The sequence below is a fragment of the Bacillus sp. FSL L8-0152 genome (genome assembly GCF_038006365.1).
Taxonomy (GTDB): Bacteria; Bacillota; Bacilli; order Bacillales; family Bacillaceae_G; genus Bacillus_A; species Bacillus_A cereus.
Map to the genome: position 1 here is coordinate 170,378 of NZ_JBBOVB010000001.1, position 26,322 is coordinate 196,699.

Sequence of the window (26,322 nt, forward strand, 5' to 3'; positions counted from 1 at the left end):
TTTAAACTTGGAGGAGTATATGATGAACCAATTAAAAAATAAAGTAGCAGTTGTTACAGGCGTAAGTCGTCTAGACGGTATAGGAGCAGCGATTTGTAAAGAATTAGCTGAGGCAGGATACGATATATTTTTTACGTATTGGACGGATTATGATAAAGAGATGCCTTGGGGCGTTGATAAAAATGAACAAATACAATTAAAAGAAGAGCTATTACAAAAAGGTGTTAGAGTATTGAGCATGGAGTTAGATTTAAATCGGAATGATGCACCGAAAGAGCTTTTAAATAAAGTTACTGAACAATTAGGGTACCCTCATATATTAATTAATAATGCAGCATATTCTACGAATAATGATTTCTCTACGTTGACTGCTGAAGAATTAGATAAGCATTATATGGTTAATATTCGTGCGACTACATTGCTCAGTAGTCAATTTGCCCGAGGATTTGATAAGAAATCTGGTGGTAGAATTGTTAATATGACTTCGGGGCAATTTCAAGGTCCTATGGCAGGAGAACTAGCTTATGCGACAACGAAGGGAGCTATTGATGCTCTTACTAGTACGTTGTCAGCAGAAGTAGCTCAATTAGGAATAACAGTGAATGCAATTAATCCAGGACCAACCGATACAGGATGGATGACTGAAGAGATAAAACAAGGGTTAAAGCCGATGTTTCCTTTTGGCAGAATTGGTGAGCCAAAAGATGCAGCTAGACTCATTAAATTTTTAGTAAGTGAAGAAGCTGAGTGGATTACGGGGCAAGTTATTCATTCAGAAGGCGGATTTAAAAGATAAAAAGAAGGTATCTCACCCTGGTGAGATACCTTCTTTTTTAATCTTTCTTCAGTCTTCGTGCAACCCCATTACCTAAAGACTGTAATCCTTGAACGAGGATAATTAGAATAAAGACGGTTGCATACATTACTTCAGGTTCATAGCGTAAATGTCCGAAGCGATATGCTAAGTCCCCTAGCCCGCCAGCACCTACAAGACCAGCCATTGCTGTTGCGCCGATTAAGCCAATCGTTGCAATTGTTAATCCAAGTACAAGGGAGGGACGAGCTTCTTTAACCATGACGTGCCAAATGATTTTTATAGTAGAGACTCCCATCGCTTGATAGGCCTCAATAACCCCTCGATCTACTTCTAGTAAGGCTGTCTCCATTAAACGTGCGATATAGGGAGCTGTGAAGACGACAAGTGGTACGATAACACCTTGCACGCCAATGGATGTTCCCATTAGAAACTTTGTAAAAGGTAAGATGAAGAATAATAGAATGATAAATGGAAGAGAGCGAATGATATTAATAACTGTATTAAGAATAGGATAGATGATTTTATTTTCACGCTGCCCACCAGGTCTCGTTAAAACAAGTGTGACGCCAAGTGGCAGTGCAATAAGGAGTGAGATGAGTAATGAAATAGATGTCATTTGAAAGGTTTGAATTGTGGCTTCCCATATGACTTTACCCCATTCATCCAAAAAGGACTTGTTTCCCATAATCTGTTCTACCTCCTTCTACGATGATTCCTTGCTCTTGTAAAAATGATAAAGCACGGTGGATTTCATTTTGTTCTCCTTGCATATGAACGACTAGTTTCCCATATGCTTCATGTTTTAACTGCGTAATATTACCGGATAAAATATTCGGATACACTTGGAAACGTTTTGTGGCAACAGCTAAGGCAGGTTCACCTGAAGTAGTGCCAATAAATGAAAGTGTTACAATTTCTCCAGTATTCTGTAGTTCTTTCTGTACCTCTTCTGGAATTTTAGCTGCAAAGGCGCTATTTACAAATTTCTTCGTTGTTACATGTTGTGGGTTTGTGAAAATATCTTTCACAGTCCCGCTTTCGACTACAGATCCATGTTCCATAACGGCAACGCGGTCGCATATACGTTGGATAACGTTCATTTCGTGTGTAATGAGTAAAATCGTAATTCCAATTTCTTCGTTAATCTTTAATAACAAATCAAGAATAGAATCAGTTGTTTCTGGATCTAAAGCGCTCGTTGCTTCATCACTTAATAACACTTCAGGCTCATGTGATAGTGCACGTGCAATTGCAACGCGCTGTTTTTGACCGCCAGAAAGTTCACTTGGATAAGCATCTTTTCGATTGAAAAGATCGACAATGCGTAAATATTTTTCTACCCTTTTTTTAATTTCCGCTTTTGGAATGCCAGCAAGGCGTAAAGGTAATGCAATGTTTTCATAGATGGTAACAGTTTTAAGTAAATTGAATCCTTGAAAGATCATTCCGATTTTTTGTCTCGCTTTTGCTAGTTCTTTTGTCGATAACGTTGTTAAGTCTTGTTCGTTTACAATGATATTTCCTGTCGTTGGTTTTTCTAATAAATTTACACATCGAATCAATGTGCTTTTACCAGCGCCGCTATACCCAATGATTCCAAATACTTCGCCTTTTTCTACTTTAAGGGAAGTAGACTTAAGAGCCTCAACAGTCCCTTTTTTTGTTGAAAATACTTTGGATATGTTTTTTAATTCAATCATTATCGTCAGCTCCTACCAAGATGGTAAAACTGAACCATCAAATTTTTTCTCGATAAACTCTTTTACTTCTTTAGATTGATAAGCTTTCTTTAATTTGTTTACAACGGCATCATCTTTATTTTCAGTACGAACAACGACCCAGTTCACATATGGTGAATCTTTTCCTTCGCGGAAAATAGAATCTTTCGCTGGACTTAATTTTGCACCTAATGCAAAGTTTGTGTTAATTGCAGCTGCTTTCACTTCACTTAGTTGCGTTGGTAATTGAGATGCCTCTAATTCGACAATCTTTAATTTTTTTGGATTTTCAATTACATCTTTTGCAGTCGCTTTTTCTGTAGCCTTTGGATCAACTTTTAAAACCCCTGCTTTTTCAAATAATTTTAAAGCTCGCAGTTCATTCGTTGGGTCATTTGGTACAGCAATTGCATCGCCGTCTTTTAAGTCTTTTACATCTTTTATATCTTTAGAATATACGCCCATAGGGAATGTTACTGTTGAAAATACTTCAGCTAATTTCATATTGCGTTCAGCTTTAAATACATCTAAATACGATTTTGTTTGGTAGCTATTTACATCAAGGCTTTTTTCATCTAAAGATACGTTTGGCGCTACATAATCATTAAATACTTTTATATCAATTTCGAGGCCATCTTTTGCGGCAACTTCTTTTACCTTTTCAAAAATTTGTTCATGCGGCCCACCTGTTACACCGACAGTAATCTTTTTCTCGTCTAATGCTTTTACCTCTTTATCTGAACTCACGCTACATGCGCCTAATAATAATACTGCTCCGCTTACAATGCTTAATAATACCTTTTTCATCTATAAATCCCCCTTCATATACGTTCCAAAATAAAAAGCACCTCCCAAAAATAAGAGAGGTGCCGAATAGACGAAATAGATTCCTCTCTTATCTTCCAAAACGAAAACTCGTTTTGCAGGAATTAGCACCTTAGCTTATACGTCATAAGCTCGGTTGCCGGGCATCATCGGGCCAGTCCCTCCGCCACTCTTGATAAGAGTATGTGTATGTAGTTTTGAATATGGTACTAATAGTAAATCGTACAAAAAAAATTGTCAATGGTATTTTCAGAATATATTTTATTTTAAGGTAATTGAAACGTTTCCTTTCTTATGGCCCATTTCTACATACGTATGGGCTTCTACAACTTCTTCTAATCGGTAAGTTCTATCAATAACAGGTTTTAGCTTTTCTGTTTCAGCTAGTTGTTTTAGTAGGTTCATATCTTCTTTACTGACCTTTGCCATCATTCCGTTCACAGATACATATTTTCCATTAGGCATTAATGCATCTGTACAAAGAGACTTTTTATATTTTCCAACTGCGTCAAATATAATATCGTAGTGATCGCCCCGCTTAGTAAAATCTTCTTTCATATAATCAATTACGTTGTCTGCCCCTAAAGCTGTTACTAAATCGAAATTCGAACTACTACAAATGGCTGTGACAGTCGCCCCGAAGTATTTAGCAAGCTGTACGGCAGCTGTCCCTACTGACCCAGAGGCGCCGTATATAAGTACTTGTTGCCCTTTTTTTATCTGTCCTTTTCTAAGGAAGTGCAATGCTGAAGTTCCGCCAAAAGGAATAACGGCAGCTTCTTCATATGTCACATTGGTAGGTTTTAATGCTATTAATCCACTTTCATGCACGCATGTATATTCCGCATAACCACCAAGGTTTAGTTCTGTTAATGCAAAAACTGGATCTCCTTTTTTAAATTGTGTTACATCTGATCCAATGTCTTCGATTTCACCAGATAACTCTACGCCAAGTATAGGTTTTCTCGGTTTTCTGAAACCTAATATGATCCGCATAGGAATCCAAAATAAGAGGGGGCTATTAAAGCCACGTATTCTACAATCTCCAGTCGATACACTTGTTGCGTGAATTTTAACTAATACTTCATTTTTCTTAGGTTTAGGCTTTTCTATATTGTGAAGCTGGAGAACATTAGGTGGTCCATACTTTGTGCAAATAATAGCTTTCATAATGACCTCCTGAAATGAGTTGTTATTATTTACATCATATTTAAACTTTTTCTCAAACATGTTGCTATATAGGAAATAAATTTAAAGAAGAATATTACGAATTATATAGATTTCATAGGAAAAGAGATGATATTATTTTTGGGAAGGAGGGGACGTTATGAAAAAAATTATTTTAATTTCAAGTTTAGTACTTGCAGTCGGTCTAGGAGTAGGGTGTAGTAATGAGAAAACAAAAAAGACTGATGAGCCGAAAAAAGAAGCTGTGCAGAAAGAAAAGGAATTAACAGCGAAGGATGTTTTCAATAAAGCGAATGAAGCTTTTAAAAACGAAGAAAATGTAACGATGACATATGATGTGGGAATAAAGGCTGAAGGAACAGAGATGAATGTAATAAAGGCCAAAATGCAATTAGAGCCGAAGCAAAAAAATTCTCGTTCTGAAATGAATGTTTCTGGTACAGAGGTTGTTGTTTATGATGTGGGTGGCAAAATTGCTGGTCAGTTGAAAAATCCTAATACGGGTGAAGTGATGTCTGTACCAGAGGAACAATTAAATGCTAACGGAATGAATGCGACTCAAGGAATGGTAGATAATTTAGAGATTCCATCGGAAATTTTAAATAAAGTGAAGATGGAGAAAAGTGGAGATAATTATAAGCTGAAGTTTGCATTAAAAGGGCAAGAGACAGAGAGTATGTTAGCTAGTATGGATGAAAAGCAGAAACAAATGCTACAAGGCCAAAATGCAAAGATAGAAGAAATAGATGGAGAATATATTATTACAAAAGATTTTAAATATGAATCAGCAAAGATAGATATGGTTATGAGTAGCAATGGTGAGGATAAAGCGCACATTATTACGGATGCGAAGTTTACATCGTATGATAAATTTGATCCAATACAATTGCCAGCAGCAAAGTAATCACTGTCAAGAGAGGTACCTGAAAGAACGGGTATCTCTTTTTGTTGCTAATAAGGAGAGTGTCCTTTGAAAAAAAGAAAGATAGCAGTGGTCATTGTCGCATATACGGTTTTGCTTGCAACGTCTGTACATACGTATAAAAAACAAATTGATCATCCTATTATGAGTGATGTAGGTAAATTGCTTCCGACAAAAATAAAACGTGTTGAAAGTGCTACGGAAGAGCACTCGTTAATAAAATTAGTGCGAGATGCAAAAGTTTCAGGAGAGAAAATTTCCATTGCAGGCATGCAACATAGCCAAGGAGGACAGACATATTATCCGAATGGCACGATGCTCGATATGAAAGGATATAATAAAATATTAGAATTTGATCCAGAGAAGAAGCGAATTACAGTTCAAAGTGGTGTCACGTGGAATGATATTCAGAAGAAAATAAATCCATATGGCCTTGCGGTACAGGTCATGCAGTCTCAAAATATTTTTACTGTTGGTGGTTCATTAAGTGTAAATGTACATGGGCGTGATATTCGTCATGAGGCACTAATTGATACAGTAGATTCATTTAGATTGTTAATGGCAGATGGTACGATACGTAATGTAAGTAGAGAAGAAAATGCAGAGTTATTTCCATATGTCATTGGGGGTTACGGTTTATTTGGAGTTATTTTAGATGTGACGCTGAAGTTAACAGATGATGAATTATATGAAATGCACACGAGAATGATAGATTATAAAGAATACGCATCTTATTTCAAAGAGAAAGTGAAAAGAGATGAGAATGTTCGTATGCACTTAGCGCGTATTTCTGTTGCTCCAAATTCATTTTTAAAAGAGATGTATGTGACGGATTATACTTTGGCACAAAATCAAAATATGAGAGAAGAGTACAGTGAATTAAAGGAAGAAAATATTATAGCTGCACCTAAATTTTTACTTGGGTTATCACGTTATAGTGATTGGGGAAAGAATACATTTTGGGATATACAAAGAGGTTATTTTGAACGTACAGATGGAAAGTATGAGACGCGTAATAATGTTATGAGATCAGATAGTGCTTTTATGGAATATGAAAATCCAAATAGGACCGAAGTGTTACAAGAATACTTTGTGCCTATAGATGCTTTCACGGAGTATATAGATGATTTACGTAACGCATTAAATGAAGAAGAGTTTAATTTACTCAACATTACGATTCGTTACGTGGAAAAGAATGAAAATGCAGTTTTGTCCTATGCGAAAGATGATATGTTTGCGCTGGTTCTTTTGATTAACCAGGGACGCTCAGAGAGTGAGATAAAGAAAACAGAGGATGTCATTCGGAAGATGATTGATGTTACTTTAAAGCATAACGGTAGTTACTATTTGCCGTACTATTCTTATCCAACGAAAGAGCAGTTAAAAAGGGCATATCCTCGTATTGAAGAATTTCTCAAGAAAAAGAAGGAAGTAGATTCAGAAGAGAGATTTGTTAATTTATTTTATAGGGAGTATACGAAATGACATATAGAAGATTTGTGGCTTCGCAAAGTATTATCATGATGGCAGGAAGTATGGTATTTCCTTTTTATATATTATTACTTCGAAACGTTGGAAATAGCTTCTCGCAATTTGGCTGGGCGTATGGCTTATTTGCTTTAACATCAGCACTTGTATATCCACTAGTGGGAAAGGTATCTGATCAAGTAGGTGATAAAAAATTATTAATCATATACGCTTGGTCCATGGCAATCTTAATGCTTTGCTTTCCGATTGCCACGGAAGTATGGCATGTGTATATTCTTCAAATTGTAATGGGAGTTTTAGGTGCTGTGCAGCGTAATACTGAGAAGACTTCATTAGCACGAAAGGTTGCGCAGGAAAAGGCTGGTTATGAGATTGGAAAATACCATGTGTGGACATCCATTGGCGGAGCAGTAGCGGTTATTGCCACGGGATATTTAGTAGATTTCTTTACGATTGGTACAATTTTTTATATTGCATCTATTCTATATGTAGTGAGCGGGATTGTATTAAGTAGTAAAAAAATATAACTATTCCTATTTTCACCTTAATACCCTTTATTTGTTATACTAAAAGGGAATACAAAAGAAAAGGGGACAGTGCCTTTGATGAAATTTGTAGTTTTAGCTATTCTTACTTTGTTTTTGATTCCATGGACAAGAAGTAGTAGTAAGCTTCGAGCAGTGGATAAGAAGGGAGATAAGAAGGTTGTAAAGGGTAAGAAATCATCTATTTTAGTTATTCCTGTTTTATTTTGGATAGGTATTGCAATCTATGAATACTTTTGGCTAATTGATGATCGAGTAGACTCGATTCTTACTCATTATTCTGTTGCAGTAGCAATTTTAATTGGGCTTGTTTTATTTTCACAAGATCAAATAGGGAAATTAGAAGGTACATTAAAAGGACTTCTAATGTTTATTTTACTCGCAAGTTACGGCTACTTTGGTTATTTGCACGATATAGTAATCTCGCAAAAGAAATATGATTCTGTTGTTAAGATAGAGAAAGATATTTCAGAGCCATTTACTGAAAATGATCAGCCGTTTACAGTGCCGCCAAAGACAGCGGAGAATAAGATGAAAAAAGTATTTGGTGATATTCCGAAAGTAGCTTATTTTGAGCTAGGAGAATTAACGCCACAAATGGTAAACGGCGAAGCTTTATATGTAGCGCCGATTGAAGTTTCAGGATTTTTTAAAGCGCGTAAAGCTGAGACAATTCCAGGGTATGTAACGATGTCAGGTACGAATCCTGATGCGGAAGCGAAACTGCACCTCGGTTATAAAATGAAATATGTGCCAAGCATGTTTTTTGGTAATAATTTAGAGCGTGTGGTAAGGCAAGCAGAACCAAATTTAATCTTTAAAGGAAAACCTAAATTTGAGGTTGATGATAAAGGAAAACCATATTATACAATGACGTATGGTGAATTTATTTCAGGAAGATCTGGATTTGAGGTAGAAGGTGTTGTCGTAGTAGATGCACAAACAGGTGAAGTGAAAAGATATGATAAAGGAAAGGCACCTAAATTTGTTGATGGTGTATTAAATCATGAGACTGCATCTACGTTAAATACGTACTTTGGTAAATATATTCACGGATTTTGGAATACGAAATTCTCACAAACAGATATGAAAATTCCGACTGAGTGGGGAACGAAAGAAGGCGTGACCCCGATCTTTGGTAAAGATGGAACACTGTATTATTTTACAGACTTTACTTCTCCAAAAGAAGGAGTAGATTCAGCCCTAGGCTATTCATTAGTAGATGCACGCACAGGCAAGCTATATTACTATAATGGAAAAGAAGTGAAGGGGATTATGGATGGTTCAGCAGCTACAGAAGTAGTGGATAATTCCTTTAAGAGAGAGAAATGGCATGGGACAATGCCTGTCATTTATAACGTATACGGAAAACCAGCTTGGATTATTCCGGTTGTTGATGACGGAGGCCTAGTACGTGCACATACAGTTGTATATGCTGCTAATGCAAAAATATTTGCGACAGGTTCGACGCAGAAAGAAGCGCTTGAGAATTATAAAAACGTAATGAGCGGTAATGGTGATACCTTTAGACCAACCTCAACAGGAAAAGAAGCGCAAAAAGAAGGTATTGTACAACGTGTATATAAAGAGAAATCAGGTGAAAATACAATCGTGTACGTACTTTTAGAGAATGAACAAAAGGTATTTATGATACCAGTGAAGAAATTCCCGTATGCTATGTTTACAGAAGTAGGAGACCCAATTCAAATTACATATTTAGATACAGGAGAGACGATGGCCTCGGTATCTAAATTTACGAATAGCAATGTGAAAAAGTAAAGCGATAGAATTTCTATCGCTTTTTTTTACATTATGAAAGAGGAAAATGCGCTGTACTTGACGTATGTTTATGATGTAACTATAATTGTTACGATTCCGTGTGTATAGGAAAGGGTGAATTGAAAAAGTGAATGAAGTTAATCACGAAATATACAAACCTGTAAAGGCAAACAGGTTATGGATGATTCTTGTATTAGGAACACTTACGGCGATTGGGCCATTATCTATTGATATGTATTTGCCTTCATTACCGAAGTTAACGGATGATTTGCAAACAGGTGCATCCCTAGCGCAGCTTACATTAACAGCTTGTTTGCTTGGGCTGTCAGTAGGACAATTATTTGTTGGCTCAATTAGCGATATTTACGGAAGACGCAAACCACTTATTATTGCTCTTATTATTTATGTTGCTTCTTCTTTACTTTGTGCTGTTGCGCCATCTATTTGGACATTAGTATTATTGCGCTTCCTACAAGGAGCTTCAGGATCAGCCGGGATTGTTATATCACGTGCAATGGTACGTGATATGTACTCAGGTTCTGAAATGACGAAGTTTTTCTCACTGCTTATGTTAGTAAACGGAGCAGCACCTATTTTGGCACCGATTATTGGGGGGCAATTATTACAGTTCACAACGTGGCGCGGTGTTTTCATCGTTCTTGGAGCAATTAGCGTATTCATGTTAATCTCAGCTACTTTTGTATTGCGTGAAACATTACCTCCTGAAGAAAGAGAAACGGGTGGTTTGTCAGGGACTTTGGCGACGTACGGAAAATTGTTAAAGGACCGTCTGTTTATGGGATATGCATTGTCACAAGGATTAGTAACAGCGGCAATGTTTGCATACATTTCGGGCTCACCATTTGTGTTGCAGAACATATACGGAGCATCACCACAGCAATTTAGTTTATTCTTTGCGATTAACGGCATCGGTATTATTATTGCTAGTCAGGTAACGGGTCGTTTAGCGGGGAAAGTGAATGAGAAGACATTATTTGTTGCTGGTATTATTATCGCAGCTGTTGGTGGCCTATCTTTACTACTGACAATCGTACTAGGAATAGGTTTAATCGGTGTTTTATGTTCGTTATTCCTTGTTGTATCAAGTGTCGGGGTTGTATCAACAACTGGGTTCTCATTAGCGATGAGAAATCAGAAGCAAGCTGCAGGAACAGCGTCAGCTTTATTAGGCTTATTACAGTTCATTTCAGGAGCGCTTGTCGCTCCGCTAGTAGGTATTGGTGGGAGTAATACAGCGTTACCGATGGGTGTTGTTATTGCGCTTTGTGAAGTAGGAGCAGTATTATGTTATCTATTTATGGCCAGAAGAAGTGAGAAGCAGTTTGAACTGCAACAAAGACAAAATTTAGAGGCTTAACAAAAAAGAACTGATTCAAAGGGAATGTTTGAATCAGTTCTTTTTTTCATTTCTTTGAAATACCTCATACATATTATTCATGATCGTATCATATAAAACAGCAAGTTTATCCCACACCCAGCGATTACTATCGACTTCTTTTTCCCCACAGTCGATAATATCGGTATGGTCAGTAATTTTATACGCTTTTTTAACGATAATAGGAGCAATCTTCGGTATACGTGGGATTTCCTTTAAGGTATCTGCAAAGTTTCCAATGTAGACATGACCGATGATTTCGATTGTTAATGATTTATCCGATATATTTAGCACGGTATGAAATTGATTTGTATGTTGTTGTTTTAAATATTGAGCTAACTTAAATGGAGCATGCTTCTTCTTTAATACGCGGCGAAGGCTCTCTGTATTTTCGATATGAAGTGATTTTTCGCGAATAAGGACACGAATATCTTCTCCCATAAAAGGCATTGTGTTGTACATAGATGATTCTCCTTAAAACCTTACATATGTTTGCGTTATGCATATGTAAGTCTAGCATGGTTTGTTCTTTATGTGTGCTTACAGTTTTGTAAGGTGATGTAGTAAAGCATTGCAAAAGTTATTTGTATAAAGTGACGATACTGTGACAAACATGTTGGTATATATATTACGATGTCGTCTTAAGTGTAAAAAGTAGGGAGTTCTCGGTATAATAACAAGTGGAGATAAAAGAAACTATAACGAGTAATAGCTGTAGATAAAAGGAGAAGAAGAGATGAAGAAGGTTTTGGGTATTGCTGTAATGGGAAGTATGATCCTTCTAGCAGGATGTAATGGAAATAAAGATACGAAAGAACCGAAAGAAAAGGTAGAGCAATCTACTGAACAAACAGAAGAGATGAAAGAATACCTTGCAGTACATGAAAAATACGATATAAAAATGAATAAAGAAATTAATAAAGCACTCCAGTTATTTGAAGTGGCAAAAGAAAAGGGCGGTAAGGAAATAACGAATGCTACATATAAAGAAGACGTGCAAAAGGTAACAACGAGCATGTTAGAAGATATTGATCATATACGTAAAGAAATTCGTGTTCCGAAGTCGAAAGAGCAAGAACATGAGGTATATGTTGGTTTCTTGAATGAATCAGAACAAGCGATGAAAAAATTACAGAAGTTAGCTAAAGAAGAAGATTCATCGTTGATTCGTGATATAGAAATTAATTTTGCAACAGCATCGACATACTATAAACGTTTTCAAGCAGAAACGAAAAAATAACCTTGCCTGTGCAAGGTTATTTTTTCTTCTTACCATCTCCGTCTTCATCCTCAGATACTAATATTTTCTGTTCTTCGTGAAATTCGGAAATAGTTTGCCCGGTAATATTATCGAAAGGGGTATAAGAAAGAAGTGATACGTTTCTTTTTAATAAAGAGTTTATAGAAGCCGATGATGACAAGTATAACGATAGTTAAGGATAATCCTATAGTAGCAAGAAGTAAGGGATCCATCTTATAACTCCTTTAACATCATTTCTTGTTATGATAAGCAGAAAACTGTAATTTCGATAAAAGAATTAAAAACTGATTTTTCTAAATTTATCCAATTCGATTGACTTTTCAATTTTTCAGAATTATAATTCGAAATATACAATTTGAACCAAATAATAATATAGCAATTTACTTATCCAGAGAGGTAGAGGGACTGGCCCTATGACACCTCAGCAGCGGGTTCTGTAATAGGAACACCGTGCTAATTCCAGCAAGCAAGTCTTGAAAGATAAGTGATGGGCCTTTGTTTGTTAAGCCTTGATCTTATTTTTAAAGATCAAGGCTTTTTGTATTCTAAAAAGAGAAAAGGAAGTAATGGAAAAAGTACATCCATAAAACAAAGTAAATTCATGTGTTTAGGGGGTTATTGAAGTGTATGTAATTAAAAAATTATCGGTTATGGTGTTTACACTATGGGTTATTACGACAGTGACATTTCTAATTATGCATATTATTCCGGGAGATCCATTTTCATCAGATGCAAAAATCTTTCCTGAAGAAGTGATCCAAAACATGAGAGCGAAGTATCACCTTGATGAACCGTTATGGAATCAATATGTTGCTTATTTAGACGGTGTAGTTCATTTTGATTTTGGTGAATCTGTTCAATCAACCGGGCAAGGTGTATCAGAAATTATAACAACTGGCTTTGGTCCATCAGCAATTATTGGTCTACAAGCACTTGTTATTTCATTGTTAGTAGGAATTGCGGCAGGGACATTTGCTGCTCTCTATCATGGGAGAGTAATTGACTATAGTGTGAGTTTGCTCGCAATTTTAGGTATTTCTATTCCAAGTTTTATTTTAGCGCCACTATTTATACAAGTATTCGCTATCCAATTTGAGTTTTTACCAGTAGCCTCTTGGGGAACATTCGAACATACGGTATTGCCATCCTTTGCATTAGCGTTAGGGCCAATCGCAGTTATTACAAGGTTTGTTCGTTCTAATATGATCGAAGTACTGCAGAGTGATTATATTAAGCTAGCAAGAGCAAAAGGTATACCAATTAAGAAGATTATTATAAGACACGCTCTTCGAAATGCGATTGTTCCAGTACTTACATTTGTTGGACCGTTAATGGCTGGACTCTTAACAGGGACTTTCGTTATTGAAAAAATCTTTTCAATTCCTGGCCTAGGAAAATATTTTGTAGATAGTATTTTTAACCGAGACTATCCGGTGATTATGGGAACAACGATTTTCTATAGTGCATTATTAATTGCTTGTATTTTCATTACAGATATTATTCATCGCATTGTTGATCCGCGTATTCGTTCTATTACATAAGGAGGGGGGATATTTAAATGGGTGCTTATGAGATTAATGAACAGTTATTAACGAAAGAAGAGAAAAAAGAATTAACGATAAATAAAGATCAGCAAAAAATTAGCAGAAAGAAAGAAGTGTTTCGTAAGTTTATATCGAATCCAATCGCAGTTTTAGGAACAGTGACGTTATTGCTAATTATTGTTTTCTCGCTTATTGGCGAAAGTTTAACTTCATTTACTGCGAGTGAACAAGTAAAAGAGGCAACAAATTTACCGCCGAGTAGTGAACATTGGTTTGGAACAGATGATCTAGGGAGAGATATTTGGGCACGTACTTGGGCTGGTGGGAAGATTTCACTAACAGTTGGATTAGTAGCAGCTGCCCTCGATATAGGTCTTGGTGTACTGATTGGTGGATTTAGTGGATATGTGAGAGGACGTAATCGCCTTGGAACGTTAATTGATGAGTGGATTATAAGAGGAATTGAAGTATTATACGGCATCCCATATTTATTAATTGTTATTTTACTATTAATTGTTATGAAACCAGGTCTTTTCACCATTATTATCGCTCTTGCATTAACGGGATGGATTGGAATGGCTCGCCTCATTCGAGCACAAGTATTGTCTTTAAAACAACGAGAGTTTGTTATTGCAGCAGAGCGATTAGGTACATCACATATGAAAATTATATATGGGCATTTAATTCCGAATTTAACAGGGATTATTATCGTGAATTTATCATTTACAATTCCAGCAGCTATTTTTTCAGAATCATTTTTAAGCTTTATAGGACTTGGAGTACAATCACCAGCGGCAAGTTGGGGGACGATGACGAATGATGCACTCGGGACATTATTGAGCGGAGAATGGTGGCAGCTATTTTTCCCGGCAATCATGATTGCACTCATTATGTTCGCATTTAATGCAATTGGTGATGGTTTGCAAGATGCGATTGATCCAAAAATCGTCAAACGGAATCGAAAGGAGAAAAAACATGGCACAAATCTTATCTTTAGAAAACGTAACGCTAGCCGTTGAAAAAGAGAATAGTAAGCAAGCGATTGTGAAACATGTTTCCTTTTCTATTAACGAAGGTGAAATAGTTGCACTTGTAGGAGAAAGTGGTTCGGGAAAAAGTGTCACAGCACAATCCATTATCGGCTTGAATCAAGAATCAATTCATATCGATGATGGGAATATAGCTTTCCAAGCAAAGGAATTAACGAATTTACAAGAGTCAGAATGGAATCAAATTCGCGGAAAAGATATTTCCTTTATATTTCAAGATCCGCTTTCATCTTTAAACCCAACGATGAAGGTAGGCAAACAAATTACAGAAGTAGTTTTGCAACATGAGAAAAAATCGAAAAGAGAAGCAAAGGAAATTGCGATTAACTTGTTAACAGATTTAGGGATACATGAAGCAGAGAAACGCTTTGAACAGTACCCACATCAATTAAGCGGAGGTATGAGGCAGCGTATTTGTTTAGCAATTGCGTTTGCTTGTCATCCAAAGCTTGTAATTGCAGACGAGCCGACAACAGCGTTAGATGTAACGATTCAGAAACAAATTATGGGGCTATTAAAAGAAAGAAAAGAAAAACAAAATACGAGTATTTTATTAATTACACATGATTTGGCACTTGTACGTGAAGTAGCTGATCGAGTAGTTGTTATGTACGGGGGACGTGTCGTTGAAAAAGGAACGATACAGGAGGTAATAGGTTCTCCTAAACATCCATATACGAAAAGTTTATTACAAGCAATTCCGAATATGGATGATTCCGAAAAGGTATTACGTGCTATAGAAGGAACGACACCTTCCATTGAAACATTAAATAGCTTTGGTTGTCCTTTTGTAAATCGTTGTCCAGTAGCGATAAAAGAATGTATTCATCGTTTTCCAGAGAGAACCACATATTCTAAGGAGCATAGTTCACATTGTTGGCAACATGTTCTAGAGCATAATAAAGCGAAATCAAAAGAGAAGGTGAATGCCTCATGACGACAGATTTAATTACTATAAAGCAAGTAACGAAAACGTATGGAAGTAAAAGTAAAGAAATCACAGCGTTAAAAGACATATCACTTTCTATTCCGAAAGGAACAACACTTGGCATTATTGGTGAAAGTGGTTCAGGAAAAACAACACTTGGTAAGCTCATAGCTGGGATTGAGAGCCCAACGTCTGGTGAAATTGATTATAACGGTCAAGTCGTTCACAAGTTGAAGGCAGCTCATAAACGTGATTTCTTACAGAAAGTACAGTTTATTTTTCAAGATTCCACAGCAGCATTAAATCCGCGCTGGAAAGTACACGATAGCGTAACGGAAGGTTATATTTCATTCGGTTTAGGTGATAAAGGATTAAAGGATAAAGTAGCAGGTGATGCGCTAGAACGTGTGGGATTAGATAGACGATATATTGATCGCTATCCGCACGAATTTAGCGGAGGACAACGTCAACGAATTGCTATTGCAAGAGCGTTATTGTGTGAGCCAGAAGTATTAATTCTTGATGAACCAATTTCAGCATTAGATGTTTCATTGCAAATTCAAATTGTACATCTGCTGCAAAAAATCCAAAAAGAACAAGGTTATACATATTTATTCATCGCGCACGATTTACCGATGGTTCACTATTTATGTGAAAAAGTAGCTGTCTTATACAAAGGAGAACTTGTTGAATTTGGAAATACGGACGAAGTCTTCCGTAATCCACAACATTCTTATACAAAAACATTGTTAGCATCAACACCAAAAATTTCGGGTTAAAGGAGAATGTAGGATGAAGAAGTTTTTACTGTTTGTCATTATGACTGTTTTAGCAATTACTTCTGTCGCTTGCGGTAAGAAAGAGACGCAAAAGGCGAGTGCTGGTAAGGGAGAAGGAGATCGATTAGTAACGAATATTGGTAGCGATCCATATACACTTGATTCCGCTATTGCGACAGATAGTACTTCAGGTTATGTAATTGGACATTTATTCTCAAGCTTATATACGCAAGATAGTGATGGGAAATATCAAAATGAATTAGCAGAGAAAGAAGAAGTAAATGCTGATGGAACTGAGTATACAATTCATTTAAAGAAAGATATTAAATGGTCAGATGGTTCTGCTATTACAGCAAATGATTTTGAATTTGCATGGAAGCGATTATTAAATCCGAAAACGGGTTCTATGAATGCAACAGAAATGTATTTTATTAAAGGGGCAGAGGCATACAATACTGGAAAAGGTGAAGAAGGACAAGTTGGCATTCAAGTCATTGATCCTCAAACATTAAAGGTAACACTTGAGCACCCAGTGTCTTCTATTAAACAAAAATTGGCAAGTTCATTATTCATTCCATTATCTAAAAAATCAATTGATGATAATAATAAATTAAAAACAGATCCAAAAGAGTTAATTACGAACGGACCATTCACATTAAAAGAATGGAAGCATAACCAGGCTATTACAGTACAAAAAAATAAAGAATACTACGATAAAAAGGTAACATTAAAAGAAATTGAGTTTCGTATTATTCCAGACTCTAAAACAGCGTATCAATTATTTAAATCAAAAGAATTAGATTTACTAAGTGGTTTACCACAAGAGATGATTGAAAAAGAAAAAGGAAATAAAGAATATAAGCGTGTTGCAGGATTCTCATCTTATATTTATTCGTTTAACGTAGAAAAAGAGCCGTTTACAAATGCGAAAGTACGTAAAGCATTTTCATTAGCGGTTGATCGTAAATTTATCGTTGAAAAACTGTATAAAAATAATGCGCAAGAAGCATATGCATTCGTTCCAGAAGGAGCAAAAACACAAAGTGGTCGTGATTTCCGTAAAGAAAAAGGTGATTACGTTAAATTTGATCCATCAGAAGCGAAAAAATTATTAGAAGAAGGTATGAAAGAACAAGGGTGGTCTACATTACCTGAAGTAACATTAAAATTCACTACAGATACACAACATAAAAAAGTAGCAGAAGCAATGCAAGAAATGTTTAAGAAAAATCTTGGCGTAGATATTAAATTAGAAAATAAAGAGTGGAAGAGTTACATCGACACATACAAGCAAAGTGATTTCCAATTAGCTTATATGGGATGGGGCGGCTCTTTATTAGATCCAATTACTAAACTAGATTTATATGCAGGTGATGGTCCGAATAACTATGCAAAATGGCATAATAAAGAATTTGACGCTTTAGTAAAAGAAGCAAAAGTTGAACAAAACGAAGATAAGCGTTTTGACTTATTGCATAAAGCGGAAGATATTATGTTTACAGATTCACCATTAATCCCAATTATTTTCCCAAGTGCTTCATATTTACAAAAACCATCAGTATCTGGTGTTCAGTTCATTATCGGTTCTAGTCCAGAACTAAGATACGCAAAAATTAAAAAATAAAGAAGTAGGCAATTGCCTACTTCTTTATTTTATTTCTCTTTTATATTCTTTTTTCGTTCCATCAGAGAAGATAACTTCTAAATCGAATTTTTGGTAGTCTTTATCAAGTTTGAACACGTTCACTACTTGATCGATTACTTCTTGGTCAGCAGTATCTTTATCAAATTTTAATTCTTGTAGAAGTGGGCTTAATTTTGTAATAGCCTCGTCACCTGTAAACTTTGCATTTGTTTTATGGTCTTCAAGCTTTGCTTCCATTTTCTTATCAGCGGCTACATTTTTATAATCAGCTTCGTAGTCTTTCTTCGTATCTTGATAGTCTGCATCTAAACTAAATTCATTAAAGTTTAGTTTTAAATCTGCAGGAGCCTCATTTTTTGCTTCTTCAGTCGTCTTTTTATTAGAAGTTGTGTCTTCTTTTGCAGGCGCTTTACATCCTGTTAATGCAGGTACTAGCATAAGAGCTAATAAAACTGATAGTAGAATTCTCATTATAAATTCCTCCTTATGTAAATTCGTTCTATACAAGTTTTTCCCAAAAACATGTAATTATGTATGTGTTGAAAATAAATTATTATCCTGCAGTCACAAGGGCTCATCCGCAATTTAAATCAAAAATGATTTGTATGTATATGGTAAATTGAAGTTGTGAGGGAGGTACTGAAATGCTTTCTAAAACGTATCAAACCATTTCAAGTAACATATGCAGCAAATGGCTATTATACAATAATATTCGGAGGAGTTAGTTTAGAGAGAAATATTATTTCATTATTAGTTATTGTATTGGTTACACAATTAGTAGCAGTGAAGACTTTAGCTATAAAAGGAATGATAAAGGGAAGAAGAAGCTCTGTAGTTAAAGTTGTATAAAAGTAAAAAGGTATCCTTCGTAGGATACCTTTTTACTTTTGTTATTTTGCAACTTCTGTCCACTTGTAGTTAAATTCACCGCCGAAGTCAGTCGTTACAAGTCCTTTAATGAAAGAGCGTTGTAAGTAAGAACGACCTTGTTGGTATAAAGGAGCGACAGCGCCGTCTTGTAATAGAATTTTTTCAGCTTGCTTCATTGCTTCAAAGCGTGCTTTTTCATCGCCAGCTAAATCTGTTTTCACTTTATGAATTAGCTCATCGTACTCTTTGTTAGAGTATTTATCGAAGTTATAAGCACTATCTGTTGTAAATAAATCTAAGAATGTAATTGGATCAGCGAAGTCAGGGCCCCAGCCGTCAATACCAATTTCATAGTCACCACTTAATAGTAGTTTCAACTGTTGTTTACGTGGTTGTGGTTTTAAATTCACTGTTAATCCATCTAGGTTTTTTTCTAATTCACCTTTTAAATATTCACCAGTCTTTTTAGCTAAAGCATTGTCACTTGTTAATAGTTCGATTGTTACTTTGTCAGTACCAAGTTCTTGTTTTGCTTTTTTCCAGTTTTCTTTCGCTGTTTTCACATCATCCTTGACTAGATTTCCATTTTCTTTACGGAAGTCATTGCCTTCTGGACTCTTTGCAAATTTCGCAGGAACCATTCCTTCAGCTGGAATAGCACCGTTATTTAAAATTGTTTCTACGTAAGCCTTTTTATTCATTGCGCCGTTAATAGCAAGGCGTGCATGTTGATTTTTTAATGTTTCATTTTTCTGATTTAGTCGTAAGAATTGAATGCCGACTTCAGCGCGTTCCTTGAAGTTTGGATCGCTCTTATATTTATCAACAAACTCTGCAGTTAAAGCAACGCGATCAATTTGTCCTGAATCATATAAGTTCACTTCTGTAGACTTATCTTTAACGACATTGAAGTTGATTTCTTCTAATTTTACCGTTTTAGCATCCCAATAGTTAGGGTTTTTCTTCAATTGGAAACTTTGTTCGTGTTTCCAGTTATCTAATGTGAAAGCACCGTTGTAAATTAAATGATTTGTTTCTAAACCGTATTTATCGCCCTGAGACTTTAAGTACTCTTCATTAATTGGCAAGAATGTTGAGAATGTCGTTAAGCTTAAGAAGTAAGGAACAGGACGGTCTAGTTGTACTTCTAACGTTTTGTCATCAACAGCTTTGACCCCTAGTTGATCAATTGGTAATTGTTTTTGGTTTATTTGTTTCGCATTCTGTACATCGAAGAATAAGAATGCGTATTCAGCTGCTGTATCAGGATTTACGGCACGTTGCCAAGCAAAGACGAAGTCCTTTGCTGTAACAGGAGTACCGTTTGACCATTTTGAATCACGCAGATGGAATGTATATTTTGTTTTATCGGGACTAATGTCAACCGACTCAGCAACACCAGGAATCGGTTTATTATCTTCTCCCATTGCATATAAGCCTTCAAAAACATTGCGCATTACATTCATGGATTCCCCATCCGTTGCTTTTGCAACATCCATTGTTGGAATTTCTGAAGCGAATGATAAGTTAATCGCTTGTTTATCAGGTACTTTATCGTTTGCTTTCGCTCCGCCGGCATTATCTTTATTTCCCCCGCAAGCAGTTAGTAATAGACTTGCCCCTAAAACAGATGCAACAACAGGTACAACTTTTTTCTTCATTGTTCATTCCTCCCTAAATGTGTTGTTCGTAACGTCATAATGTCCATGTCTTGAAGTAGCTATAGAAGGAGATAGAACCTATTATAAATATTTGTTTATAGGTAATCAGGTGTTCTATATGTATATACATGTTGAGCTATAATCTATCGTTATATGTTTCAACTTAGTAGACATTATATTTTGATGGTGAAATATTTTGTTTCTTTGATTATTTAGAATATTAACACTGGAAAGAACTATATGTCAATAATAAAAATAGAATGTTAATTTCTTAGAATAATATATTAAAAAAGTAGATTCTTTTGTGTGAGAGAACCTACTTTTAATATATTTTGCTAAAAAAACAATTGGTGTGGGCTAATAATAAGTGGGGATGAAGAACCCCCACTTATTACGGTTTTACTTTATTTTTCAATTTTTGCCCACTTGAAGTTTAATTGACCCGCAAAGTCTACTTGCACAATTCCTTTCACATAAGAACGTTCTAAATAAGATTCGCCTTTTTGGTAAAGAGGAGCGATAACAGAGTCTTTAAATAATATTTTCTCGGATTCTAGTAATGCTTCCCAGCGAGCTTTTTCATCACCAGCTAAAGTTGTTTTCACTTTTGCTATTGTTTCATCGAATTCCTTATTAGAGTAATGATCTAAGTTATAAGGGTTATTCGTTGTAAATAGCTCAAGGAATGTAATTGGATCCGCAAAGTCAGGGCTCCAGCCGTCAATTCCGATTTCGTAGTCACCTTTTAATAAAAGCGAAACTTGTTGCTTACGCGGTTGCGGTTTTATATTTACTGTTAATCCATCTAGATTCTTTTCTAGTTGCCCTTTTAAGAATTCACCAGTTTTCTTATCAAGGTCAGCATCACTCGTTAATAATTCTAATGTTATCTTTTCAGAACCAAGCTCTTGTTTAGCATTTTTCCATAATTCTTGTGCAGATTTTGTATCAACTTTTGTTAAATCGCCGTTTGCAGTACGGAAGTCTTTTCCTTCAGGTCCTTTTGCAAAGTTTTTTGGAACGAGACCAAATGTTGGTGTAGAGCCATCATTTAATAACGTATTTACAAAGGATTTTCTATCAATTGTTTGATCGATTGCTTGGCGTGCAGAAACGTTTTGAAGTACTTTGTTTTGTTGATTCATGCGTAAAAATTGTACGCCTACATTTGGACGTTCTTTAAAGTTAGCATCTTTTTTATATTTATCAACGAAGTCAGATGTTAGTTTTATACGATCTAATTGTTTTGACTCGAATAAATTTACTTCTGTTGATTTTTCTTTTACGACGTTAAAATTGATTTCTTCTAGTTTGACAGTATCTTTATCCCAATAAGTAGGGTTCTTCTTAAATTTAAAGCTTTGTTCGTGCTTCCAATCGCTTAGTGTAAAAGCTCCATTGTACAAGATTGTATTATCTTCTAAAGCGTACTTATCACCTTGTGCTTTAAAGAATTCCTCGTTAATTGGTAGAAATGTTGGGAACGCTGTTAAGCTAATAAAATACGGAACAGGACGCTCCAATTCTACCTCAAACGTATGGTCATCAACTGCTTTTACACCAAGTTGGTCGGCTGGAAGTTCTTTGTTGTTAATTTTTGTTGCATTTTTAATATCAAAGAATAGAAATGCATATTCAGAGGCTGTTGCTGGATCTACGGCACGTTGCCAAGCGAACACAAAATCTTTCGCTGTAACAGGAGTGCCGTTTGACCATTTTGAATCTCGCAAATGGAATGTGTATTTCGTTTTATCGCCACTTACTTCATGAGATTTTGCAACACCAGGAACAGGTTTGTTACCTTCACCAAGATTATACAAACCTTCAAATACGTTTCTCATTACTTGACCAGAATCAGTATCTGTAGCACGAGCCGTATCCATTGTTCGTATTTCAGTAGGTGAAGATAAGTTTAAAACCTGTTTACTAGGTGCCTCGTCTTTTGCATTTGCTCCGCTTGCTTCGTTTTTATAACTACCGCAACCAGTTAATAAAATACTTACTCCTACAACTGATGCAATACCGGGTACAAACTTCTTTTTCATTTGATTTTCCTCCTAAATAATTAAGTTTGGATGATGATGAGGGAAATGAAAAATAAAAAATCCCTCTTTTCATATTGAGAAAGAGGGATTTTTACGTACAAGTTATGCACCCGTATATAAACGAAGTCCCTCATTCTATCTTTCAAGCATAAAGCTTGCAGGAAGTGGCACAGTATTCAAAATGAACCTGCTGCCGAGGTTTCAAAGGGCCAGTCCCTCCACCTCTCTTGATACAATGAGTAAACGAATAAATTTTATTAATTTTTGTGTTTCTTTGATAATTCAAAATCTTACACCTTGAATAATGAAGTGTCAACCAAATGGAATATAGTTTAAATTTTCAGTTTTCTTAAACAGAAAAACCACTGCATATGGCAGTGGTTTTTCTACTAGAAGTTAAAGTTATCTGGATCTGGACCAACGCGACGATCTTCATTTAAAGCTTGAATTGCTTTCATATCATCAGCACTTAATTCAAAGTCGAAGATGTTTGTATTTTCAATAATGCGATGTTCTTTAATTGATTTAGGGATTGTTACAACTTCGTTTTGTAAATCCCAGCGTAAAATAATTTGCGCAGTTGATTTATTATATTTTGTCGCAATTTCTTGTAACGTTGGATTATCTAGTAGTTGTCCTTGCATTAATGGTGACCAAGCTTCAAGCTGGATATTATGTTCTTTACAGAATGCATGTAGCTCTTCTTGTGCTAAACGTGGGTGATATTCCACTTGGTTGACCATTGGCTTAATTTCAGCAATTTCAAATACGTCTTGTAAGTGGTGAATGTGGAAATTACTCACACCGATAGCGCGAACACGGCCATCTTTATAAAGTTTTTCTAATGCTTTCCATGATTCAGTATATTTCCCTTTTACAGGCCAATGTACTAAATATAAATCTAAATATTCTAGACCTAATTTCTCTAATGTAGTTTCAAATGCTTGAAGTGTTGTTTCATATCCTTGATCACTATTCCATACTTTTGAGGTAATAAATAATTCTTCACGTGAAACACCGGATTCACGAATCGCTTGTCCAACGCCTTCTTCATTTTGATAGATTGCTGCAGTATCGATGCTGCGGTAGCCATTTTTAATTGCTGCTTTTACAGAATCAATTACTTCTGAACCATCTTCTACTTTAAAAACACCTAAACCAAACCAAGGCATTTTTACACCGTTATGTAATGTTGTATAATCTTTTAAACTTGTTAAAATCATATTATTTCCCCCTAGCTTTTTTGTTTGTTGCTTCTACTGCTTTTTGAATTGCCTCTGAAAAATTATATTCGTATAAAGTTTTGAGACCCTCAGCTGTAGAACCACCTGGCGTTGTTACTTGTTCGCGGAGGTTAGCTGGATTTTGCGTTTGCTCGAGCATAGAAGCAGAGCCAGAAATCATTTGAATGACAAGATGTTTTGCGGTTTCTTCATCGACTCCATAACTTTTTGTTGCTTCAATTAAGCTTTCAGCAAAGTAATAAAGGAAGGCTGGTGCACTTCCAGTAACTGCAGTAAGCTGATGAACTTCTTCCTCAGTACAAAGTTGCGAAGTACCAATACCTCTTAAAAGCAGTTGCAGGGTTTCTTGATGCATCTCGGTTACTGATTGTCCTATTGTATATAAGGAGATAGACTTTCCAATTTCAGCAGCTGTATTAGGCATAATCCAAGCAACAGGTGTGCCTTTTGGGAGTCTAGCTTCTAAATAAGATGATCCAATGCCAGCTGCTACTGTTACGACAAGTTGATTTGATATTAACGGAGATAGCTCAGCTAATAATTCTTCATGAGCAGAAGGTGGCATTGCTAAAACAACCGTATCGACAGATGTAATATGCTGCTTCCAATCCGTTGTAATAGACACATTATATCGCCTTTGTAATTGTTCTAACTTTTCTACGTTGCTTCGGTTAGAGATGATAATTTCTTCGATGTATTCTTTGCTTGTTTTAAGTAATCCGGAAAATATAGCTTCTGCCATACGACCAGCACCAATAAATAAAATTCGATGTTTGTTAGGCATATCCTTTATTCCTTTCTAGTAGAGATATGTTATAAAAACGATATCATCTTTAAGAGAATTTTGTAAAAAGAAAAGACTTACCGTAGATGGAATGGATAATGAGAAGGAGGAAATTCATGGTAAAGGAAAGGGCTATTCCTTATACTGGTGATAGGGAATTTATTACACATCTAGGGAGAGATAAATATGGTTAGAAGTCCACTTTTTTTACTTGTTTCTAGTATTATTTGTGTATTAGTTGGATTGTATATTCAATCGAGTTATATTGAAATTTTCGCATCAATTATGGGAATCATTAATGTTTGGTTATTAGCGAGAGAAAAAGTATCCAACTTTTTATTTGGCATGATTACTGTTGCGGTATTTCTATACATTTTTATTACACAAGGTTTATATGCAATGGCAGTATTAGCCGCTTTTCAATTTATATTTAATGTATATGGTTGGTATTATTGGATTGCACAAAGTGGGGAGGGAGAAGTAAAAGCAACAGTTCGTTTAGATTTGAAAGGGTGGACTTTTTATATAAGTTTTATTTTAGTTGCTTGGATTGGTTGGGGTTATTATCAAGTCCGTTATTTAGATTCAACAAGTCCATATTTAGACGCTTTAAATGCCGTATTGGGACTAGTGGCTCAATTTATGTTAAGTCGAAAAATATTAGAAAACTGGCATTTATGGATTTTATATAACGTAGTTAGCATTGTAATTTATATTTCTACTGGTTTATACGTCATGCTAATATTAGCTATTATTAATCTCTTTATATGTGTAGCTGGTTTGCTAGAGTGGAAGAGCAATTATAAGGGGCAAGAACATACAAATAATTATATCTAGAAAATAATTAGAATTAAAAAACCCCTGAAGCATATATGCTTCAGGGGTTTACTAATAGAATATAAGATTAAGCTTTTGTCATACCAAGTAATACAGCGCCGCCGATAATTAAAACACTACCTAGTGCAATAAAGATCAATTGACGTTTTGTTTTCTTTTCACCTAAGAATACAATCGCACCGAATGTTGAGATAACGATTCCAGTTTGAGATAATGGGAAGCTTGTTGCTACTCCAACACGTGGTAATGAAAGAAGTAAGAATAAGTTTCCAGTTCCCCATAGTAAACCAGATAAAGCATTACGGATTGCATATTTGTTAAATGGTTTATGTTTAGATGTCAGTACAACCGCACCAACAAACATACCAACTGCTTGTGGTAAAATAGCAGACCAACCATCGATATTATACCAACGAATAATAATTACATATACAAGATAGCCGAAAGTAGAAACAATTAAAGTAAGAAGTCCTTTTTTCAATTGTCCTGGTGGCTGAGCATTTTCTTTATCATCTAGTGATGTGAATACAACACCAACTACGATTAATAGGATTGCAATCGTTCCCAGAATAATCGTTGTAGTAGTAGTCCACTCACGGAAAGCGATAACCCCAAAGATAGAAGTTGCAACAAGTTGCATACCAGTAGAAATTGTTACGGTAGTTGAAACACCTAGTTTTTCAACTGTTTTTAATTGGTTTACTTGTCCTAAAGCCCAGAATAAACCTGAAATAAATCCAACAATTAAGACTGTCATTGTTAAAGCTGGTTGAGTAAATACATACATAATTGTTGCGAAGAATAGAGCACCGATTGTCATACCTACCGTTTGGCTATATGCACCACCGCCCATTTTTACGCTTACTAATAAGATGTTTCCCCATGCAATTGCAGGAAGAAGCGCTAATAAAATGTCCATTACAAGACTCCCTTCGGTTTGCTATACCAATATAGTTACATATCGTTCTAACGATCGGTAATGCCCCACTAATAGAGT

General features: G+C 35.6%; 24 protein-coding genes, 2 pseudogenes and 3 riboswitches. Of the genes and pseudogenes, 14 read left to right on the plus strand and 12 right to left on the minus strand.

Features of this window, described 5'->3' with window-relative positions; genetic code table 11:
• Positions 1 to 19 precede the first annotated feature (19 nt).
• Positions 20 to 796: an SDR family oxidoreductase gene (locus MHH27_RS00995; RefSeq protein ID WP_340941394.1), complete on the plus strand. Its 777-nt coding sequence runs from the start codon at positions 20 to 22 to the stop codon at positions 794 to 796.
• 37 nt (positions 797 to 833) lie between these two features.
• Here MHH27_RS00995 and MHH27_RS01000 read toward each other — a convergent pair whose 3' ends face one another.
• The 4 genes from MHH27_RS01000 to MHH27_RS01015 form a co-directional block, all read right to left on the minus strand.
• Positions 834 to 1,502: a methionine ABC transporter permease gene (locus tag MHH27_RS01000; RefSeq protein WP_061660792.1), complete on the minus strand. Its 669-nt coding sequence runs from the start codon at positions 1,500 to 1,502 to the stop codon at positions 834 to 836.
• The gene (locus tag MHH27_RS01005) at positions 1,477 to 2,517 is read right to left on the minus strand and encodes a methionine ABC transporter ATP-binding protein (RefSeq protein ID WP_016084002.1); all 1,041 of its coding nucleotides are present in this window, start codon (positions 2,515 to 2,517) and stop codon (positions 1,477 to 1,479) included. The genes MHH27_RS01000 and MHH27_RS01005 overlap by 26 nt, the downstream gene beginning before the upstream one ends.
• Positions 2,518 to 2,529: 12 nt before the next feature.
• Entirely contained in the window at positions 2,530 to 3,342 is an 813-nt protein-coding gene (locus MHH27_RS01010; protein ID WP_071731286.1) for a MetQ/NlpA family ABC transporter substrate-binding protein, read from the minus strand.
• A gap of 85 nt (positions 3,343 to 3,427) precedes the next feature.
• A riboswitch (SAM riboswitch) is annotated at positions 3,428 to 3,542 on the minus strand.
• 79 nt (positions 3,543 to 3,621) lie between these two features.
• Positions 3,622 to 4,530: an NAD(P)-dependent alcohol dehydrogenase gene (locus MHH27_RS01015; RefSeq protein ID WP_090978592.1), complete on the minus strand. Its 909-nt coding sequence runs from the start codon at positions 4,528 to 4,530 to the stop codon at positions 3,622 to 3,624.
• A 157-nt stretch (positions 4,531 to 4,687) separates the two neighbouring features.
• Between MHH27_RS01015 and MHH27_RS01020 the strand changes: the two genes are divergently transcribed.
• The 5 genes from MHH27_RS01020 (at position 4,688) to MHH27_RS01040 (ending at position 10,660) form a co-directional block, all read left to right on the plus strand.
• Positions 4,688 to 5,452 carry a DUF6612 family protein gene (locus MHH27_RS01020; RefSeq protein ID WP_090978590.1) on the plus strand — a complete coding sequence of 255 codons (765 nt, stop codon included), beginning with the start codon at positions 4,688 to 4,690 and terminating at the stop codon, positions 5,450 to 5,452.
• Between the two features lie 66 nt (positions 5,453 to 5,518).
• A complete protein-coding gene (locus MHH27_RS01025; protein WP_141548247.1) occupies positions 5,519 to 6,955 on the plus strand; it encodes an FAD-binding oxidoreductase in 1,437 nt (478 codons plus the stop codon).
• Positions 6,952 to 7,485, plus strand: coding sequence for an MFS transporter (locus tag MHH27_RS01030; RefSeq protein ID WP_000222367.1), 534 nt, complete (start codon positions 6,952 to 6,954; stop codon positions 7,483 to 7,485). Before MHH27_RS01025 ends, MHH27_RS01030 begins: the two co-directional genes overlap by 4 nt.
• 78 nt (positions 7,486 to 7,563) lie before the next feature.
• Positions 7,564 to 9,282 carry a DUF3981 domain-containing protein gene (locus tag MHH27_RS01035; protein WP_069354754.1) on the plus strand — a complete coding sequence of 573 codons (1,719 nt, stop codon included), beginning with the start codon at positions 7,564 to 7,566 and terminating at the stop codon, positions 9,280 to 9,282.
• Positions 9,283 to 9,400: 118 nt separating this feature from the next.
• Complete coding sequence (locus MHH27_RS01040; protein ID WP_223266695.1) at positions 9,401 to 10,660, plus strand: multidrug effflux MFS transporter; 1,260 nt, start codon at positions 9,401 to 9,403, stop codon at positions 10,658 to 10,660.
• A 33-nt stretch (positions 10,661 to 10,693) separates the two neighbouring features.
• Here MHH27_RS01040 and MHH27_RS01045 read toward each other — a convergent pair whose 3' ends face one another.
• On the minus strand, positions 10,694 to 11,140 hold the full coding sequence (locus tag MHH27_RS01045; protein WP_000282869.1) for a hypothetical protein: 447 nt from the start codon (positions 11,138 to 11,140) through the stop codon (positions 10,694 to 10,696).
• Between the two features lie 274 nt (positions 11,141 to 11,414).
• Between MHH27_RS01045 and MHH27_RS01050 the strand changes: the two genes are divergently transcribed.
• The gene (locus MHH27_RS01050) at positions 11,415 to 11,918 is read left to right on the plus strand and encodes a hypothetical protein (protein ID WP_000756523.1); all 504 of its coding nucleotides are present in this window, start codon (positions 11,415 to 11,417) and stop codon (positions 11,916 to 11,918) included.
• A 16-nt stretch (positions 11,919 to 11,934) separates the two neighbouring features.
• On the opposite strand, the pseudogene MHH27_RS01055 reads toward MHH27_RS01050, so the two are convergent.
• Positions 11,935 to 12,151: pseudogene (locus tag MHH27_RS01055) on the minus strand (DUF3951 domain-containing protein).
• 169 nt (positions 12,152 to 12,320) lie between these two features.
• Positions 12,321 to 12,426, plus strand: a riboswitch (SAM riboswitch).
• A 136-nt stretch (positions 12,427 to 12,562) separates the two neighbouring features.
• Between MHH27_RS01055 and MHH27_RS01060 the strand changes: the two are divergent.
• Genes MHH27_RS01060 through MHH27_RS01080 form a run of 5 tightly spaced genes read left to right on the plus strand, consistent with a single transcriptional unit; the run spans position 12,563 to position 17,863 of the window.
• Positions 12,563 to 13,480 (plus strand): ABC transporter permease, encoded by a 918-nt coding sequence (locus tag MHH27_RS01060; RefSeq protein ID WP_000289326.1) that lies wholly within the window; start codon positions 12,563 to 12,565, stop codon positions 13,478 to 13,480.
• 17 nt (positions 13,481 to 13,497) lie between these two features.
• A complete protein-coding gene (locus MHH27_RS01065) occupies positions 13,498 to 14,502 on the plus strand; it encodes an ABC transporter permease (protein WP_000501531.1) in 1,005 nt (334 codons plus the stop codon).
• The gene (locus tag MHH27_RS01070; RefSeq protein WP_000057270.1) at positions 14,459 to 15,469 is read left to right on the plus strand and encodes an ABC transporter ATP-binding protein; all 1,011 of its coding nucleotides are present in this window, start codon (positions 14,459 to 14,461) and stop codon (positions 15,467 to 15,469) included. The genes MHH27_RS01065 and MHH27_RS01070 overlap by 44 nt, the downstream gene beginning before the upstream one ends.
• A complete protein-coding gene (locus MHH27_RS01075; RefSeq protein WP_000205645.1) occupies positions 15,466 to 16,239 on the plus strand; it encodes an ABC transporter ATP-binding protein in 774 nt (257 codons plus the stop codon). Before MHH27_RS01070 ends, MHH27_RS01075 begins: the two co-directional genes overlap by 4 nt.
• 13 nt (positions 16,240 to 16,252) lie before the next feature.
• Entirely contained in the window at positions 16,253 to 17,863 is a 1,611-nt protein-coding gene (locus tag MHH27_RS01080; protein WP_090978583.1) for a peptide ABC transporter substrate-binding protein, read from the plus strand.
• Between the two features lie 24 nt (positions 17,864 to 17,887).
• Here the strand turns inward: MHH27_RS01080 and MHH27_RS01085 are convergent, their stop codons facing one another.
• Positions 17,888 to 18,355, minus strand: coding sequence for a YusW family protein (locus tag MHH27_RS01085; RefSeq protein ID WP_098235936.1), 468 nt, complete (start codon positions 18,353 to 18,355; stop codon positions 17,888 to 17,890).
• A 173-nt stretch (positions 18,356 to 18,528) separates the two neighbouring features.
• Here MHH27_RS01085 and MHH27_RS01090 point away from each other — a divergent pair.
• Positions 18,529 to 18,733: pseudogene (locus MHH27_RS01090) on the plus strand (hypothetical protein).
• A 41-nt stretch (positions 18,734 to 18,774) separates the two neighbouring features.
• On the opposite strand, the gene MHH27_RS01095 reads toward MHH27_RS01090, so the two are convergent.
• The 4 genes from MHH27_RS01095 to proC all read right to left on the minus strand — a co-directional run bounded on the left by MHH27_RS01095 (position 18,775) and on the right by proC (position 24,488).
• Complete coding sequence (locus MHH27_RS01095) at positions 18,775 to 20,415, minus strand: peptide ABC transporter substrate-binding protein (protein ID WP_000731063.1); 1,641 nt, start codon at positions 20,413 to 20,415, stop codon at positions 18,775 to 18,777.
• Positions 20,416 to 20,819: 404 nt separating this feature from the next.
• Positions 20,820 to 22,460 carry a peptide ABC transporter substrate-binding protein gene (locus tag MHH27_RS01100; protein WP_090978581.1) on the minus strand — a complete coding sequence of 547 codons (1,641 nt, stop codon included), beginning with the start codon at positions 22,458 to 22,460 and terminating at the stop codon, positions 20,820 to 20,822.
• Positions 22,461 to 22,592: 132 nt separating this feature from the next.
• Positions 22,593 to 22,697, minus strand: a riboswitch (SAM riboswitch).
• Positions 22,698 to 22,849: 152 nt separating this feature from the next.
• Positions 22,850 to 23,683, minus strand: coding sequence for an aldo/keto reductase (locus MHH27_RS01105; protein WP_097925009.1), 834 nt, complete (start codon positions 23,681 to 23,683; stop codon positions 22,850 to 22,852).
• Between the two features lies 1 nt (position 23,684).
• Entirely contained in the window at positions 23,685 to 24,488 is an 804-nt protein-coding gene (proC, locus tag MHH27_RS01110; RefSeq protein WP_090978577.1) for a pyrroline-5-carboxylate reductase, read from the minus strand.
• Between the two features lie 186 nt (positions 24,489 to 24,674).
• Here proC and pnuC point away from each other — a divergent pair, with 186 nt between their 5' ends.
• On the plus strand, positions 24,675 to 25,325 hold the full coding sequence (gene pnuC / locus MHH27_RS01115; protein ID WP_053565424.1) for a nicotinamide riboside transporter PnuC: 651 nt from the start codon (positions 24,675 to 24,677) through the stop codon (positions 25,323 to 25,325).
• 67 nt (positions 25,326 to 25,392) lie between these two features.
• Here pnuC and MHH27_RS01120 read toward each other — a convergent pair whose 3' ends face one another.
• Positions 25,393 to 26,244 carry a GRP family sugar transporter gene (locus MHH27_RS01120; RefSeq protein WP_000353546.1) on the minus strand — a complete coding sequence of 284 codons (852 nt, stop codon included), beginning with the start codon at positions 26,242 to 26,244 and terminating at the stop codon, positions 25,393 to 25,395.
• Positions 26,245 to 26,322: the final 78 nt, after the last annotated feature.